The sequence below is a fragment of the Pseudomonas sp. ITEM 17296 genome (assembly GCF_028895205.1).
In the GTDB taxonomy this organism is placed as follows: domain Bacteria; phylum Pseudomonadota; class Gammaproteobacteria; order Pseudomonadales; family Pseudomonadaceae; genus Aquipseudomonas; species Aquipseudomonas kermanshahensis.
Window position 1 is genome coordinate 292,134 of sequence record NZ_WJRS01000004.1, and the last position, 16,066, is coordinate 308,199.

Annotated in this window: 11 protein-coding genes; 5 read left to right on the forward strand and 6 right to left on the reverse strand. The window is 64.7% G+C overall.

Annotated elements, in window-relative coordinates; all coding sequences use genetic code 11:
- Positions 1-58: 58 nt before the first annotated feature.
- Both GIB19_RS07360 and GIB19_RS07365 read right to left on the reverse strand, forming a co-directional pair.
- A complete protein-coding gene (locus GIB19_RS07360) occupies positions 59-1,321 on the reverse strand; it encodes an OprD family porin (protein ID WP_274884837.1) in 1,263 nt (420 codons plus the stop codon).
- 289 nt (positions 1,322-1,610) lie between these two features.
- Positions 1,611-2,522: a LysR substrate-binding domain-containing protein gene (locus GIB19_RS07365; RefSeq protein ID WP_027592190.1), complete on the reverse strand. Its 912-nt coding sequence runs from the start codon at positions 2,520-2,522 to the stop codon at positions 1,611-1,613.
- Positions 2,523-2,657: 135 nt separating this feature from the next.
- Between GIB19_RS07365 and ycaC (GIB19_RS07370) the strand changes: the two genes are divergently transcribed.
- Positions 2,658-3,287, forward strand: a complete 630-nt coding sequence (ycaC, locus tag GIB19_RS07370; RefSeq protein ID WP_274884838.1) for an isochorismate family cysteine hydrolase YcaC — start codon at positions 2,658-2,660, stop codon at positions 3,285-3,287.
- A 75-nt stretch (positions 3,288-3,362) separates the two neighbouring features.
- Here ycaC (GIB19_RS07370) and ycaC (GIB19_RS07375) read toward each other — a convergent pair whose 3' ends face one another.
- Together ycaC (GIB19_RS07375) and GIB19_RS07380 are read right to left on the reverse strand one after the other, a co-directional pair.
- Positions 3,363-3,989: an isochorismate family cysteine hydrolase YcaC gene (ycaC, locus tag GIB19_RS07375; RefSeq protein ID WP_004375560.1), complete on the reverse strand. Its 627-nt coding sequence runs from the start codon at positions 3,987-3,989 to the stop codon at positions 3,363-3,365.
- Between the two features lie 82 nt (positions 3,990-4,071).
- Positions 4,072-4,452 carry a helix-turn-helix domain-containing protein gene (locus GIB19_RS07380; protein WP_274884839.1) on the reverse strand — a complete coding sequence of 127 codons (381 nt, stop codon included), beginning with the start codon at positions 4,450-4,452 and terminating at the stop codon, positions 4,072-4,074.
- A 179-nt stretch (positions 4,453-4,631) separates the two neighbouring features.
- Between GIB19_RS07380 and GIB19_RS07385 the strand changes: the two genes are divergently transcribed.
- Complete coding sequence (locus GIB19_RS07385) at positions 4,632-5,606, forward strand: GlxA family transcriptional regulator (protein ID WP_274884840.1); 975 nt, start codon at positions 4,632-4,634, stop codon at positions 5,604-5,606.
- A 145-nt stretch (positions 5,607-5,751) separates the two neighbouring features.
- The gene (locus GIB19_RS07390) at positions 5,752-7,539 is read left to right on the forward strand and encodes a monovalent cation:proton antiporter-2 (CPA2) family protein (protein ID WP_252826214.1); all 1,788 of its coding nucleotides are present in this window, start codon (positions 5,752-5,754) and stop codon (positions 7,537-7,539) included.
- A gap of 160 nt (positions 7,540-7,699) precedes the next feature.
- Here the strand turns inward: GIB19_RS07390 and GIB19_RS07395 are convergent, their stop codons facing one another.
- Positions 7,700-12,802 carry a trifunctional serine/threonine-protein kinase/ATP-binding protein/sensor histidine kinase gene (locus GIB19_RS07395; RefSeq protein WP_274884841.1) on the reverse strand — a complete coding sequence of 1,701 codons (5,103 nt, stop codon included), beginning with the start codon at positions 12,800-12,802 and terminating at the stop codon, positions 7,700-7,702.
- A gap of 245 nt (positions 12,803-13,047) precedes the next feature.
- On the opposite strand from GIB19_RS07395, the gene GIB19_RS07400 reads away from it, so the two are divergent.
- A complete protein-coding gene (locus GIB19_RS07400) occupies positions 13,048-14,040 on the forward strand; it encodes a response regulator (RefSeq protein ID WP_274884842.1) in 993 nt (330 codons plus the stop codon).
- 29 nt (positions 14,041-14,069) lie between these two features.
- Positions 14,070-14,423, forward strand: a complete 354-nt coding sequence (locus tag GIB19_RS07405; RefSeq protein WP_099430982.1) for a response regulator transcription factor — start codon at positions 14,070-14,072, stop codon at positions 14,421-14,423.
- A gap of 99 nt (positions 14,424-14,522) precedes the next feature.
- Here GIB19_RS07405 and GIB19_RS07410 read toward each other — a convergent pair whose 3' ends face one another.
- Positions 14,523-16,010 carry a YifB family Mg chelatase-like AAA ATPase gene (locus tag GIB19_RS07410; protein WP_027592198.1) on the reverse strand — a complete coding sequence of 496 codons (1,488 nt, stop codon included), beginning with the start codon at positions 16,008-16,010 and terminating at the stop codon, positions 14,523-14,525.
- Between the last annotated feature and the right edge of the window lie 56 nt (positions 16,011-16,066).

The window sequence follows — 16,066 nt, forward strand, 5'->3', positions numbered from 1 at the left end:
GCGCAGCGGCCCCTTGGCCCTAACTGACTGGCATTACCCGTAAAGCCCCCTTCTTTGTTCAAAAGCCGCCTTTGAGTGGGTATTCGATGATCAGGTAGAGGCGGTCGATATCATCGCCCGCCTGGGCTTGGTTGGCGCGGTGGCTGACGTGGGACAGCGCCAGGCTGAGGTCTTTGGCGGCACCGGACTGCACCACGTACTTGAGGTCGACATCGCGCTCCCAGTGACGCCCGTCCTGGCCCTGTTGCGCCGTGTAGGCGCCCCCTGCCGGGGCATGCGTGCCATCGACACCGCGGCCGCTGACGTAGCGGCCCATCAGGCTCAGGCCGGGCATGCCGAGGGTGGCGAAGTCGAGGTCGTAACGCAGTTGCCACGAACGCTCGCCGGGGCCGTTGAAGTCGGCGTACTTGATCGAGTTGGCCAGGTAGATGGAGTCGCCGCCGACGAAGTCGAAGGGGGTGTCGCCTTCGACCTTCTGGTAGGCCAGGGTCAGCGCCTGGGCACCGAAGCGGTACTTGCCCGCCAGGCTGTAGGCGGTGGTGTCGATGGCGCCAGCGCTGGCGTTGCCGGTATCGCGGGTTTTGTAGAGGTTGCCGTCCAGGCGCCAATTGCCCTCGGCCAGGTTGAGATTGAGGTAGGCCTGGCGCCAGGTGTCTTGCAGCTGGCTGGTGTACAGCGCACCGCCGAACGGGCCATCGGGGGCGAACGTGGCGCCGGCCAGGCTTATAGCGCGGCCATGGGTGGTGGCGCCGTAGCCGGCGAAATCGTCGTGGGTCGAACTGTTGTCCTGGTTGTTGAACGCAGTGAAGCGGCCCGCCTGCAGGCGCCAGTCGGGCAGGTCGGTGTTCTCCAGCAACCAACCCGTGGCGTATTCGGGGTGCAGGCGTTTGTCGCCGGTGTCGAACACCGGTGTCTCGACAGTCATCTCGCCGTAGCGCAGCAGGGTATTGCCCAGGCGTAGCTTGAGGGCTGCACCGGCGCTGGAATAGTCGGACTCGGCACGCCCATCGCTGTCACGCGGCAGCAAGCCGGTACCGGCATGGCCGCGGCCACCGTCGAGCTTGAGGCCGAGAAAACCATGCGCGTCGATGCCAACACCCACCGTGCCTTCGGTGAACCCCGAACGGATTTCACCGATGAAGCCTTGGGCCCATTCCTGGCGGTAGTTTTGGCCGCTGCCGGAAGGCGAGCGGAAGTCGCTGTGCAGGAAGTAGTTGCGGCTGAGCAGCGACCAGCCGGGTTCATCTGCCTGGCTAAGTGCGGGGCAGAGGGCGAGGGAGGCGAGCAGGGCGCGGCCTGGTCCGTGATTGGCGCGGATCATGAGGGCTCCGGGGTGGATGATCCGAGACTGTGAGGCAAGCGTAGGCCAAGGTCTTGTAAGGGTGTGCTGGCCTCTTCGCGGGGCAAGCCCGCTCCCACAGGAATCGCGTGGTCTCCAGGGCGCTGGTGCCCCGGAGGGAGGGCACCGGGGTGGATGATCCGAGACTGTGGCGCACACCTAGGCGAGGGGCAAGCCCGCTCCCACAGGGTTGGCGTGATCTCCAGGGCGCTGGTACCCCCTGTGGGAGCGGGCTTGCCCCGCGAAGAGGCCGGTACGGACAGCAACTGACTCAGGCCATGTCGCTGATCGCGAACTCCTCGGCCAGGTGATCGATCAGCGACCGCACCGACGGCAACAACCCGCGCCGTGACGGGAAGATCGCATGCACGATGCCGCACCGCGGGTGCCACTCCGGCAGCAACTCCACCAGCCGGCCCTCGGCCAAGTCTTCGCGCACGGCGACCCGTGGCAAGTGCGCGATGCCAACCCCGGCCACTACAAAATGCCGCAGCGCGAACAGGTCGTCGGTGACCATGCGCGGCGTGTGCGGGATCACGATGCTGCGGCTCATGTCCTCGCCCTGGAACAGCTCCCATTGGTACTCACGCTGGGCGCTGCCCCAATGCACGCTGGGCAGCGTGCCAAGCAGCTGCGGGTCGAAGCCTTCGGGCAGTTGCGCCAGGTACTGCGGATGCCCCACCAGGCACTGGGTGCTGTTGCTCAGCACCTTCATCACCATGTCGGTGTTTTCCAGTGGCGGAAAGCGCACGCGCAGCGCGACATCGAAGCCTTCGTGCAGCAGGTCGACGCGGCGGTTGGTGCTTTCGATGAACAGCTCCACCTGCGGGTACTTGAGCATGTAGCGGGTCAGCATTGGCCCGACCCAGGAATTGAGCAGGGTGGTCGGGCAGCTGATGCGCACCAGGCCGCGCGGCTCGCTGCGGTTGCGCTCGATGATCTCCGCCGCGCCCTCGGCTTCCACGCGCATGGCCAGGCAGCGGTTGTAGTAGGCCTGGCCGATTTCGGTCAACGAGCAGTGCCGGCTGGTGCGGTGCAGCAGGCGCACGCCCAGGCGGTCCTCAAGGTCGGCAATGCGCCGGCTGAGTTTTGACTTGGGCATGTCCAGCGCCCGCCCGGCCGGGGCGAAGCCGCCGTGCTCGACGACTTGGGTGAAGTAGTAGAGGGAGTTGAGGTCTTCCAATGATCGTTCTCCAAATGGAACGCTAAAGGCAATTTTCGCAGTCTACCGCAGCAAAGGTGATGAATTTAATCTGTGCCCATCAACGCGAAACACCCCACTTACTGAAAACATCGAAACCTTTTAGGAGCACGGACCATGAGCAAATTCACCTACAACCGCCTGAACAAAAATGACGCCGCTGTGCTGCTGGTCGACCACCAGGCTGGCCTGTTGTCCCTGGTCCGTGACATCGAGCCGGACAAATTCAAGAACAACGTACTGGCCCTGGCGGACCTGGCCAAGTTCTTCAACCTGCCAACCATCCTCACCACCAGCTTCGAGCAAGGCCCGAACGGCCCGCTGGTCCCCGAGCTGAAAGCGCTGTTCCCAGAGGCCCCGTACATTGCCCGCCCAGGCCAGATCAACGCCTGGGACAACGAAGATTTCGTCAAGGCAGTGAAGGCCACTGGCAAGAAGCAGCTGATCATCGCCGGTGTAGTGACCGAGGTCTGTGTGGCATTCCCGGCGCTGGCAGCCTTGGAAGAAGAGTTCGAGGTGTTCGTGGTGACCGACGCTTCCGGCACCTTCAATGCAATGACCCGCGATGCCGCCCATGACCGCATGAGCCGTGCCGGTGCGCAGCTGATGACCTGGTTCGGCGTGGCCTGTGAGCTGCACCGCGACTGGCGCAATGACGTCGAAGGGTTGGCGGCACTGTGCTCCAACCACATTCCGGATTATCGGAATTTGATGACCAGCTACAACGCGCTGACGGCGGGTAAGTAATCACCCGCTAGTGGCAAACGAAAAGGCCGGCGCCCTGTGAGGGCGCCGGCTTTTTTGTCGCTGTGCAGGCGTGGATCAGCGAGCGCTCAACGCCGCATAGCTGTTCATCAGGTTGCGGTAGTTGGGAATCCGCTGCGACAGCAGATTGCCCAGCCCTTCGATGTCGTTGCGCCAGTCGCGGTGCAGCTCACAGGCCACCGAGAACCAGTTCATCATTTGTGCGCCCGCTTGGGTCATGCGTACCCACGCGGCCTGCTGCACGGTTTCGTTGAAGGTGCCGGAAGCGTCGGTCACCACGAACACCTCGAAGCCTTCAGCTAGCGCCGACAAGGTCGGGAAGGCCACGCACACGTCAGTGACCACGCCGGCGATGATCAGCTGCTTGCGGCCTGTCGCCTTGATCGCCTTGACGAAGTCTTCGTTGTCCCAGGCGTTGATCTGGCCAGGGCGGGCAATGTACGGCGCGTCTGGGAACATCTCTTTCAGCTCGGGCACCAGCGGGCCGTTGGGGCCTTGTTCGAAGCTGGTGGTCAGGATGGTCGGCAGGCCGAAGAACTTGGCCAGGTCGCCCAGGGCCAGTACGTTGTTCTTGAACTCGTTGGGCGAGAAGTCCTGCACCAGGGAGATCAGGCCGGTCTGGTGGTCGACCAGCAGCACCACGGCGTCGTCTTTGTTCAGGCGCTTGTAATCCGGTTGGCTCATGAGGGTAACTCCTTGCATTGGGCTTAGGGTGTGAAACTCAGGTGTACTACCCGAAGGTGGTATACCAATGGATAAAAGGCGCTTAAGAATGCGTGCCGGACGCGGCACCTTGCGTGGTCAACCGCCACGCTTTGGGCGGCTGGCCGACCAGGCGGCTGAATGCCCGGGTGAAATGGGACTGGTCGCAGAAACCACATTCGAGGCTGACATGGGTGATCGGCGCCTCGGTGGCCAGCAGGCGCTTGGCCTTCTCCATGCGCGCCAGCAGGCGCCAGGCCTGGGGCGACAAACCGGTATTGACCTTGAACGCGCGCGAAAAATGGCTGCGGGTCAGGTTGCACACACCGGCGATCTCGATGATCGACAAAGGGCTGTGCAGCATCAGTTCCTTGGCCTGGCGCAGCCGCGCAGGGGTCAGCGCGCCTGGGGCCGGTGAGGTGCTGCGGATCGTCAGAGGGCTCATGGCGACTCTCCTGTTCAATGAGGAAAGTCTCGCCCCCGGGTCATGACAAAGTCCTGAGGCAAACCTGAAGAGTTCTTAATTGTGCAGTGCTGGCCCTGGCCGCTATACCAATACCTTAAGATGCGCGCGTGTTCAGTTTCAGGCCGCTACCGGCGGCCCGCATTCAAGGCGAAAGAGGCATGCAGGAAAATCCCGCCCACCGCACCGTGGCGATGGTGCTGTTCAATGATGTGCTGTTGCTGGATGTCACCGGCCCCATGGACGCCTTTGCCATCGCCAACCGGTTTTTGCCCGCTGAGCGGCAGTACCGGCTGATCACCTTGGCCGAAGGCCAGGGTACGGTGCGCGGCTCATGCGGGCTGAGGGTGATGGCCGACCTGCGCCTGGAAGAGCTGCCCGAAGCCGTCGACCTGTTGCTGGTACCCGGCGGCCCAGGGGCCTATGACGTCGCGCTGCCGGGCCTTGAGCACTGGCTGCCACAGGCCGTGCGCGGGGCCAAGCGGTTTGGTGCCATCTGCACCGGCGTGTTCTTGCTGGGCCGGGCCGGCCTGCTCGGCGGCTATCGCTGCACCACCCACTGGAACTACGTCGAACGGCTGGCGCGGGCCTTCCCTGAGGCGAACGTCGAGACCGAACAGATCTACGTGATCGACCGCTGCCTGATCACCTCGGGCGGCATCACCGCCGGTATCGACCTGGCGCTGGCCGTGGTCGCCGAAGACCACGGCAAGGCCCTGGCCCTGGAAGTGGCCAAGGTGCTGCTGGTCGCTCGCCATCGTCAGGGCGGGCAAACCCCGTATGGGCCGTTGCTGGCGGCCGTGCCGCGTGATGATTCGCCAACCGCGCGGGTGCAGGCCTATATCGTCGACCATATCGACCAGGCCTTTACCGTGCAGAAAATGGCCGACCTGGTGGCCATGAGCAGCCGCAACTTTGCCCGTACATTCCAGCGCGAGGTCGGTATCACGCCGTTGCAGTACCTGCAAAATGCGCGCATCGACCAGGCGCGCAAACTGCTCGAAGGCAGCGACCTGGCGTTGAAGGTGGTGGCGGCACGCTGTGGGTTTGGCAGTGATCGGCATATGCGCAAGGTGTTTTGCGAGCGCATCGGCATGACGCCAGCACAGTACCGGGCGCAGTTTGGCGAAAGCTGAGCCGATGCGCGTGTGATCAGCTGATTGTCTTGCTAAGCGGGACAATGTTTCTCCTGCAAGCCGGATTGTCTGATACCCGCACAATGCCCAGAATTGCCGGCCACATTGTTCAACGCTGCCCCGGCAGCTCATGGAGTACGAGCCAATGCCACACGAAGGCAGCCTTCTGCAAACCGCGGTGATCTTCCTGCTCGCTGCGGTCCTTGCTGTTCCCCTGGCCAAGCGCCTGCAACTGGGCGCCGTGATCGGCTACCTGCTGGCCGGCGTGGCCATCGGCCCGCAGGCACTGGGGCTGATACGCGATACCGAAAGCGTCGCGCACATCTCGGAACTCGGCGTGGTGCTGCTGCTGTTCATCATTGGCCTGGAACTGTCGCCCAAGCGTTTGTGGCTGATGCGCAAGTCGGTGTTCGGCGTGGGCGCTGCGCAGGTACTGCTGACCGGCGCGGTAATTGGCGCCATCGCCCTGTTCGGCTTCGCCCAGTCACTGGCCGCCGCCTTGGTGCTGGGCCTGGGCCTGGCGCTGTCATCCACCGCCCTGGGCCTGCAGAGCCTGGCCGAAAGCAAGCAGCTCAACGCGCCGCACGGTCGCCTGGCGTTTGCCATCCTGCTGTTCCAGGACATCGCTGCCATTCCGCTGATTGCCCTGGTCCCGCTGCTGGCCGCCAGCGGCCCGGATACCGGCCACGGTGACAGCCTTGAACATGCACTGAAGGTGTTCGCCAGCATCGCCGTGGTCATCGTGGGCGGCCGCTACTTGCTGCGCCCGGTGTTCCGCATCGTCGCGCGCACCGGCCTGCCAGAGGTTTCAACCGCCACCGCACTGCTGGTGGTGATCGGCACCGCCTGGCTGATGGAAGAGGCCGGTATTTCCATGGCCTTGGGTGCATTCCTGGCCGGCCTGTTGCTGGCCGACTCGGAGTACCGGCACGAGCTGGAATCGCAGATCGAGCCGTTCAAAGGGCTGTTGCTGGGGCTGTTCTTCATCAGTGTTGGCATGGGCGCCAATCTCAGCCTGCTGCTGGAAATGCCACTGGTGCTGCTGGGCCTGACCCTGCTGCTGATCGCGGTCAAGCTGACCTTGCTGATAGTGGTCGGCCGGCTGGCCGGCGGCCTCAACAGCGCCAGCGCCCTGCGCCTGGGCATGGTGCTGGCGGCGGGTGGCGAGTTCGCCTTCGTGGTGTTCAAGCTGGGCAAGGACCAAGGCTTGTTCGACACGCAGACCTACGACCTGCTGATGATGACCATCACCTTGTCGATGGCTATCACGCCCCTGTTGATGCTCGGCTGCGCCCGTGCCCTCAAGCGCCCGCAACCGCAGCGTGAAGTGCCCGAACAGTACAAGCAGATCCAGACCGATGCACCGCGCGTGGTGATCGTTGGCATGGGCCGCATGGGGCAGATCGTCTCGCGCATCCTGCGTGCCCAAAAGATCCCTTTCATCGCCCTGGAAACCTCGGTGGACGCCATCGAGATGACCCGCATGTTCGAGCAGGCCCCAGTGTTCTACGGTGACCCCCTGCGCCCCGAAGTGCTGCATGCGGCCAAGGTGGGCGAGGCGGAGTATTTCGTGATCACTACCGACGACCCGGAAGTCACCACCCGCACGGCGGAGCGGGTCAAGCGCCTGTACCCGCACCTGAAAGTGTTGGCTCGGGCACGTAACCGCCAGCATGTGCACAAGCTGGTGGACGTGGGTGCCGAGCCTATTCGCGAGACGTTCTACTCAAGCCTGGAGCTGACCCGCCGTGCGCTGGTGGGGTTAGGGTTGAGTGACGAACAAGCGGCGGACCGTATTGCGCGGTTCACCCAGCATGACGAAGAAGTGCTGGAGGCGCAGGGGCAGGTGCGCGATGACCGGGCCAAGGTGATGCAGACGGCGAAGGAAGCGCGGGTGGAGTTGGAGCGGTTGTTTGATTCGGATGCGGATTGAGTTTTGATTTTGCGCAGTGTCACCGTCCGCTATCTACATGGGATGTTTCCCAGAGTTTTTCCTTCATAGACTGGGGCTGCAGGGCAGCCCTTCGCGGGCAAGCACACGGCCCTGTGGGAGCGGGCTTGCCCGCGAAGAGGCCGGTGCAGGCTAAAACAGGTCAATCATCCGCCCGAACCGGCACCGTCAACCTGATCCGGCACCCGCCCAGCTCCGAAACCTGAGCCTGCAACTGCCCACCATGGGCCTGAATCACCGAGCTGCAGATCGCCAGCCCCATTCCCAGGCCGCCACTCTTGGTGGTGTAGAACGCACCAAACACCCGCTCCAGCTCCTCTGGCGCAATCCCTGGCCCATTGTCGTCCACGCAAATCTCCACCCCCGCCTCGACCACGGCAGACGTGATGCGCAACAGGCCATCGCCGCGGAACCCCGCCAGCGCTTCCAGGGCATTGGTGATCAGGTTGTAGATCAGCTGCTGCAGCTGCACCGGGTCGGCCATGAGGCTCGTTGCGGCCTGCAACCGGGTTTGCACCTTCACGCCGCCTTTCAAGGCATCCGAGGATGTCAGGCGCACCACTTCCAGAATCAGCGCATCGAGCTTCACCGGCTTGAGTTGCATCGGCGACTGTTTGGCCAGCGACCGCAGTGCGCGGACGATGTTGGCTGCCCGTTCACTGTCGTTGCGGATATCTTCCAGGCCGGCGATGGCTTCTTCCAGGTCGGGCTGGCCTCGCTTGAGCCAGCGCAGGCTGGCGGCCGCATTGGCGGCGATGCCAAGCAGGGGCTGGCTGATCTCGTGGGCGATGGAGGCGGACAACTCGTTCATCACCTGCAGGTGCGCGCTGCGGGCAAGCTCTGCACGTGAGCGGCGCAGCTCGGCCTCCATCTGCGCGCGGCTCTGGTTGTCTTCGGCCAGGCGCGTATAGAACTTGGCGGTTTGCAGCGATACCGCAGCCTGCGAAGCGAGAATCTCCAGCATGGCCAGGCGCTGGCTGCCGAACAGGTTCGGCACCAGGCGGTTTTCCAGGTAGACCAGGCCGATCAGCACACCCTGCAGCAGCAGCGGCAGGCACAGCACCGAGCGGGCGTTGCGTGCGTGCAGCTCCTGGCGAAACGCTTCTGGGCAGTCGCTGAGGGCGTCGTTCAGCACCATGGGTTTCTTGGTGCGCAGGGTGGCATTGATGATCGACAGCGGCGCCTGGGTCAGGAACTTCTGGCAGTTGTCCATGCGCACGTGCAGACCGGCATCGTCGATGTAGGCCAGCGCGGCCATCTGGAACTCGGCGCCGCTGACGATCAGCAGGGCACCGTGGTCGGCGCCGGAGTGCTGGGTCAGGTGGCCCATCAAGGTTTCGATCAGGCCCTCTAGCAGCACCTCTTCGGACAGCGCGCGCGCGGCTTCCAGGCCGACTTCCAGGTCGAGCCTGGCCTGGCTGGCAGAGCGGTAGGTTTCCTGCACGGGCTGGGTGCGCAAGAACGGGTGCAGGGTTTCGAGCTGGCGCACCTTGCCCGTGGCACCCCAGATGTGGAAGCAGTCACGGGCAATGCGCAGGTGCAGGTTGGCGCCAGAGATCAAGCCACTGGGGATGCACACTTCAGCCAGTTGCTCGTGGGCCAGGGCCTGCTCATGGATGAAACCGGCGGCCGTGGCGGCGATCTGGGCCTGGTCGAAGCAGCGGATGGCGGCCAGGCCATCGCCGCTGAGCTTGGCGATCACACCTTCGATCAGCAGGAGCTTGTTGCGGAAGGTGACCGGGTTGAAGCTCGCCCACGCAGCAAAGCGCTCGCGCAATTCGTGCAGCGCAGCCAATTTGCCCATCGCGCTGCCCGGGGCTTCCGGGCTGCCCAGGGTCAGGCCGCGGAACAGGTGGTAGTCGGCCAGGTTGATGTGTGCAGGGGCAGCCCAGGCATGGCTGCCGGCGCTGGCGAGTTGGCGTACGGCCTGTTTGATATCGCCCAGGTAAAAGGCCGACATGCCGGCGTAGAGGTGCTTGAAGAACAGCGTGGTGCAGGACTTTATGGTGTGCACGCGGGCTTCGGCAGGCGCTTGGCACCCCAAGCGCGACGCAAGGCCGACCCTGCCGCTGCTGCCGGTCATGACAGCGACGAACGCCTGCTGGGCCAAGAGGATGTGTTCGACATCGCTGTAGCCGTAGCCGCGAACGGTGACCAACCCTTGCTCCACTTCGCCGCTGACTTCCTGCAAGGGTTGGCCCATGAACAGTGAGTCGGAAACCAGGTGATTGCGGGCATAGCAGGCCATCGCCAGGTCGCCGCTCAGGCGCGGCGATTCGACTGCTTCCAGTGCCGTGCGCCGGGCAAACTCCATCGGCGCGGTCCAGGCGCTGACCTGGTCGAGGGCGAGCAGGGCGCTGGTCAAGTCGGCCTCGAAACCGTGCCGCTCGATCAGCTTGAGCGCTGCCAGGCAGTAAGCATGGCCGTCGTGGTAGGCGGCAAAGCGCTCGGCCGCCATCACGCCGAACCAGGCCAGGCCATAGGTACTGCCGGGGGCGACGCCGTGGAGCAATGACAGCTCCATGATCTTGGCCAGGTGCAGGAAGCAGAGGTCGTCCTTGACGAAGAACGATGATGACAGGGTCGCCAGCAGCGCGATTGCCACCGCCGCGTCTTCCGAGTCGGCCCTGGGCAACGATTCCAGGCAATGACGGCCCTTGTTCTCGATCAAGGCGTGGACACGGCCATAGGCTGCCTCGACTTGCTCGGGGTGGATGCCCTGGACAAGCGTGATGCCCAACAGCTCAAGGCCGCCGATGGCGCAGGCGATGGCGGCTGGGTAGTCCGAACGCAAGGTATGCAGGCGTGCTTCAAGCTTGCATACCCGGGCCTTGTCGAGCGCCGATAGCGCACGCTGGTGGCATTCGAGGATGCGAACGTTGGCCTGTGGCATGCGTGACAGTTGCATGTCGCACTCAGCGGCCAGGCAGGCGATGGCAAAGGCATGGTTTGCCTGGCTGCCGGGCGTGGTGCCGAGGCGCAGCAGTTCGTCGGCCGCCTGCAGGTAGCCGGCGGCCTGCTCATAGGCGGCATTGTCGCGCGCCCGCAACGCGGCCTCCTGCAGCAGCACCAGAAACCCTTCGCAGTCGCTGGCAGCAAATGCATGCGGGCTGGCCAACTGCACCTGGTTGGCGATTTCAAACAGCGCGTCGTGTTGAGCCGTTTGCCAGGCCGCCCGCATGGTTTGGGCAATATGCGCGTGCAGCGCCGGCCGCTCGCGCGATGGGGTGAGTGCGTAGGCGGCGTCCAGTACGCGATCGTGCGAGAACACCAGCGGCTTGTGCCCAGGTAGCAGGAAGCCCGCGCCAATCAAGGCCTTGAGCTGTTCGGCCAGTTGCTCGGCGGGCAGTGGCAGCATGCTGCGCAGCAGGCGCTCGTCGCATCGGCCACCCGCGGCGCTGGCAAAGCGCAGCACAGTGCGCTGGGCTTCAGGCAGGCGTGTCAGGCGATGGACCATCAGGTCGGCGACGTTGTCGGCATAGCGGTGTTGCGCTACTGCTGGCAGCGACCACGACCAGCGCATGGTCTGGGTGTCGAAGGTGAACAACTGGTCCTCGACCATCGCCCCGAGGATCTGGTGGATGAAGAACGGGTTGCCAGCGGTCTTCGCGTGCACCAGTTCGGCGAGCTGCAAGGCAGCGTCAGGCGCGGCGTGGTAGCGCTCGCTGATCATCTCCATCACGGCGCCGACGGTGAGGGGGCGTAGGTCTAGGGTGGTGCTACGGATGGACGCGGGGGTAACCAGGGGCTTGCTGCCGGGTGGTGCATCGCTGCGCCGGGCGAAGATCAACAGCAGGTTGCTGGGTGCTTGCTCCAGCAGCTCATCAAGCAAGTGCAGCGTGGCGTCGTCAGCCCACTGCATGTCATCGAGAAACAGCGCCAATGGTCGCCCGGGGCGGCTGAACACCTGCAGGAATTCGACGATCGCTCGCAGCTCTTTCTGCAAGGCGAGCCGTGTGGGCTTTTCCGGGAACTCGGCCATGGGCCCGATCACCAGCTTCAAGTCTGGGGCCAGCTTGCCCAGCAAACGGCCGCGCCCTTTGATGCGCCGCAGAATTTCACGGCGCAGCGCGTCAAGGTCATCGCGGTTCTTGGCCAGCAACTGGGTGGTCAGCGAACCGAGAATCTCGATCCAGGGCCCATAGGGCACCGCCCGTTCCAGGCTGTTGCACTTGCCGCTGGCCCAATAACCCTCGGCGCCGCCCTTGAGCGCTGCCTGTACCAGGCTGGACTTGCCCATGCCGGTAGCGCCCTTGATGAACAGGGCCTGGGGCGCGCTGTCGCGGCGCAATGCCTTGAGCAGCAGGGTGATGACCTTCTGCTCGGCTGTGCGGCCATAGAGGCGTTCGTGGTTGGGCGAAAGGGGGTCAGCGCTGCCAGGCTCGAAATCTTCGATGGCCTGGGCCGCCAGCCACTGCCGCTGGCAGTGAGCAAAGTCCACCGCCAGCGCACGGGCGGTCTGGTAGCGGGCATCGGGCTCTTTGGCCAGGGCCTTGGCGAGGATGCGGCTGAGTGGCTGCGGCACGCGGTTGTCGACCTCGACGGCCGCCCGTGGCTGCACGCCGGCATGCAGCTGGCGCCAGTGCAGTGTGTCGCGCCCGGCGAGCGGCAACTCGCCCAGCAAAAGCTGGTACAGGATGGCACCCAGCGCATAGATATCGCTGCGTTGGTCGCTGCTGGAGCCGAGGGGGCAGATCTGTTCCGGCGCCAGGTAGGACCAGTTGCCGATGGGGGCGCCTTGCTCGCTGATGAGCGAGTGCGCATCCGCGCGAAACCCGCCAAGCCTCACCCGCTGCGCGTGCTGCACGCAGATATGCGCGGGTTGCAAGGCGCCGTGCAGTACGTTGGCAGCGTGTGCCAGCGCCAATGCTGATGCGGCGTTGACGGCGATGTCGAGGAAGCCGGGGAGCGCTGCCGGGCCTTGGGCGATGAGGTCGGCGACCGAGCGGCCGCCCGGATACACCAGCAGCGGCCCTTCGGCCGAACGCACATAGGCCGAGGGCATCACGGCCCACTTCGGGTCGAGGCGCAGGCGATAATCGTGCTCCAGGCGCTGGCAGGCAGCAGGGGATTCGATTGGGGCGCGCACAGCGATCCAGGCCTGCCCCGTGCCGGGGTCACACAGGCGGAAGTAGGTCAGCTCGCCTTCCTGCCCCAGACGAGTGATGTCGCACCGATTCAACCAGCCCTCGTCGATCGACTGGTCATAATCGATGGGCCTGTAAGCGAGGCGTTCATCGAGCATCAAGCACCCCCTGCTAACCACATCCAAGGGCGCGAGTATACGCAGCGATCCCCCCGCGCATGCGCGGGCCAGACGGCTTGGCAGGAACGGGAACCATCTTGACCGTTATCGTCCCCTTGGCCGTGGCGGGCGCTTGTATAGTCCCAAGGCCAACCTATCCCTCGGGATAATTGTATGAATGCGGGCGCTGGCCTAGATTGCACGGGGCTGCGCAACCGCCCGGACCCGTGAGACTCGAGAAGACCATGATCCGATTTGGCAATGCCCAGGTGTCGCTGGAGCGACGAGAAGCGTTTCTCGACGGCAAGCCGATCGTGTTGGGCGGGCGCGCTTTCGAGGTGCTGGCAACACTGATCCGCGCCAAAGGCCGCGTGGTTGGCAAGGACGAGCTGTTCAGCCAGGTGTGGGCCGGCACGGTGGTCGAAGACAACAACCTGCAGGTGCAGATCTCCTTGTTGCGCAAGGCCTTCGGTGACCGCGGCCTGATCCAGACCGTGCCACGCCGCGGCTATCGGCTGGCGGCTGAAGTGGCCCTCGACCTGCCGGCGAGACCTTTGAGCAACGCTTCGCTAGCCTTCGACCTCGATACGGCTGAGCCCGCGGCTGATTGCGCAGCGGTGCCCGTGCTGGTGGTGGATGACGACCCATCGGTGCTTAAAGCCTTGGGGCGACTCTTTCGCTCGCACGACATTGTGCATCGCCTGTACGCCTCGGCTGAGGCGCTGCTTGAAGCGCATGCCGACACGCCTTATGCCTGCCTGTTGCTGGACATGAACCTGCCTGAGGCCAGCGGTTTGGAGCTGCAGGCGATGGTGCGTCGGCTCGACCTGCCCTGGCCGATCGTGTTCATGACCGGCCACGGCACTATTCCCATGACCGTTCAGGCGATGCGTGCGGGTGCTGTGGAGTTCCTGACCAAGCCCTTTGATGAGGCGCAATTGCTGACCCTGCTGACGGCTCTGCGTGCCCGTGCGCTGACGGCTGGGCGCGCGTGGCGGCATACACGGCAAGTCAGGGAAAAGTACGCGCGGCTGACCCAACGTGAGCGGCAGGTGTTCGCGCTGGTGGTCGGCGGGTTGTCGCACAAACAGATTGCCAAAGAGATTGGCACCAGCGAGGTGACGACCAAGGTGCACAAGAAGAACATCATGAACAAGATGCAGTCCCGCTCGCTGATCGAACTGGTCGCCATGCACAACGTGCTCGAGGCCCGTGCCGAGGGCCAGGGCGCCGCATGAAACCCGAGGTTGAGCGCGACAGGGCGTGGGTGTGCATCGTCGACGATGATGCGTCTGTGCGTAAAAGCCTGGCCAACTTGCTGCGAGCGACAGGCTTCGGCGCGTTGCTGTTTGGTTCGGGCGAAGAGTTCTTGGCCTCGACGCTGGCGCACGAGACCGGGTGTGCGTTGCTGGACTTGAAGATGCCTGGGCTTTCCGGGCTGGACGTGCTGCGTGAGCTGGCGCGCAGGGGCTGGCGGTTGCCGGTCGTCTGCATGTCGGCGCATTGGGATGACATGGCACTTAATGCTGCGCAGCGCCATGGGGCGGTGGCGTGCCTGGGCAAGCCGTTTTCTGAAGAGGCGTTGCTGGCGGCGGTGGAGGCGGCGTTGGCCGACCGATAGCGCCGCACAGACTCCCCGGGCGGAGGCGGGCGCTGTACTTGTAGGAGCGGCCTTGCGTCGCGATGGGCCGCAAAGCGGCCCCAAAATCGCGGATCCAAATCAACTCCCCGGCCGATACTGCAGCGCCTCGGCCAGGTGCGCCCTGGTAATCGACGCCACACCTTCCAGATCCGCCAGCGTGCGTGCCACTTTCAGCAGCCGATGTGCCGCGCGCAACGACAGGGTCAACCGTTCGCAGGCTGTCTCCAGCCAGGCTTGGTCCGCCGCCTCCAGCGGGCAATGGCGGCGCAAGCCGTTGAGGTCGAGAAAGGCATTTGCGCACCCTTGCCGACGTTGCTGCAGCTCGCGTGCTTCGGCAACCCGTTCGGCGACAGCGGCGCTGGTCTCGCCGCTGGGTTGGTTGTTGAGGGTGGTGGTTTCACGCGCCACGGTCAGGTGCAGGTCGATGCGGTCCAGCAGTGGGCCCGACAGTTTGTTGCGATAGCGCTGGATCTGCTCGGTGCTGCAGCGGCAGCGGCCGGTAGGGTCGCCCAGATAGCCACAAGGGCAGGGGTTCATCGCGGCCACCAACTGGAACCGCGCAGGGAAGCGTACCTTGTCCCGAGCCCTTGCAATCACGATCTCGCCGGACTCGAGCGGCTCGCGCAATACCTCCAGCACACGCCGCTCAAATTCGGGCAGTTCATCGAGAAACAGCACACCATGGTGAGCCAAGGTGATCTCGCCGGGTTGCGGCCGACTGCTACCGCCTACCAGCGCAGGGCCCGAGGCTGAGTGGTGTGGGTGGCGGAACGGGCGTTGCGGCCAGCTGTTCAACGGCGCATGGCCGCTGACTGACTGAATGGCTGCCACCTCCAGCGCTTCGCGCTCGTCCAGTGGCGGCAACAGCCCTGGCAGGCGGCTGGCAAGCAAGGTCTTGCCGGTGCCAGGCGGACCGGTAAACAGCAGGTTATGGGCCCCGGCGGCCGCCAGCAGCAAGGCGCGCTTGGCCGCGATTTGGCCCTGTACCTCGCTGAGGTCGGGGTAGGGCCGGCTGTTCAAGACCAGGCCATTGGCGGCATACGGCGGCAAGGGCACTTGGCCGTTCAGGTGGGCGACCAGCTCCAGCAGGTGCCCGACGGCATACACCACCAGCCCGCCTGCCAGGCTTGCTTCCTCGGCGTTCTCCCGCGGGACTACCAGCGCCCGGCCCGCTTCCCGTGCCGCCAGCGCCGCCGGTAGCACGCCCTGCACGGGGCGCAATTGGCCGGACAGCGCCAGTTCGCCAAGGCATTCGATGTCGCAGAGGGTGGCCACCGGCACCTGCCCACTCGCGGCGAGGATGCCCAAGGCAATGGCCAGGTCATAACGCCCGCCATCCTTGGGCAGGTCGGCAGGCGCCAGGTTTTGCGTGATGCGCCTGGCAGGGTAATCCAGGCTGGAATTGACGATGGCACTGCGGACCCGGTCTTTGCTTTCCTTGACCGTGGTTTCGGGCAGGCCGACCAGGGTCAGGTGGGGAAGGCCGTTGGCCAGGTGGGTTTCGACGCTGACCGCCGGTGCCTGCACGCCGACCTGGGCGCGGCTGTGGACGAGAGCAAGTGACATGGACGCTCCATTGTCGCGGAATGGGGCCGCTTCCTGCGGCTTGGGCAAGCTTAGCG

Bases quoted from the DNA above. Each gene is read 5' to 3' on its own strand.
- GIB19_RS07395 (WP_274884841.1), bottom strand. From the start codon at position 12,802: ATGCTCGATGAACGCCTCGCTTACAGGCCCATCGATTATGACCAGTCG.
- GIB19_RS07360 (WP_274884837.1), bottom strand. From the start codon at position 1,321: ATGATCCGCGCCAATCACGGACCAGGCCGCGCCCTGCTCGCCTCCCTC.
- ycaC (WP_274884838.1), top strand. From the start codon at position 2,658: ATGAGCAAATTCACCTACAACCGCCTGAACAAAAATGACGCCGCTGTG.
- GIB19_RS07410 (WP_027592198.1), bottom strand. From the start codon at position 16,010: ATGTCACTTGCTCTCGTCCACAGCCGCGCCCAGGTCGGCGTGCAGGCA.
- GIB19_RS07390 (WP_252826214.1), top strand. From the start codon at position 5,752: ATGCCACACGAAGGCAGCCTTCTGCAAACCGCGGTGATCTTCCTGCTC.
- GIB19_RS07400 (WP_274884842.1), top strand. From the start codon at position 13,048: ATGATCCGATTTGGCAATGCCCAGGTGTCGCTGGAGCGACGAGAAGCG.
- ycaC (WP_004375560.1), bottom strand. From the start codon at position 3,989: ATGAGCCAACCGGATTACAAGCGCCTGAACAAAGACGACGCCGTGGTG.
- GIB19_RS07385 (WP_274884840.1), top strand. From the start codon at position 4,632: ATGCAGGAAAATCCCGCCCACCGCACCGTGGCGATGGTGCTGTTCAAT.
- GIB19_RS07380 (WP_274884839.1), bottom strand. From the start codon at position 4,452: ATGAGCCCTCTGACGATCCGCAGCACCTCACCGGCCCCAGGCGCGCTG.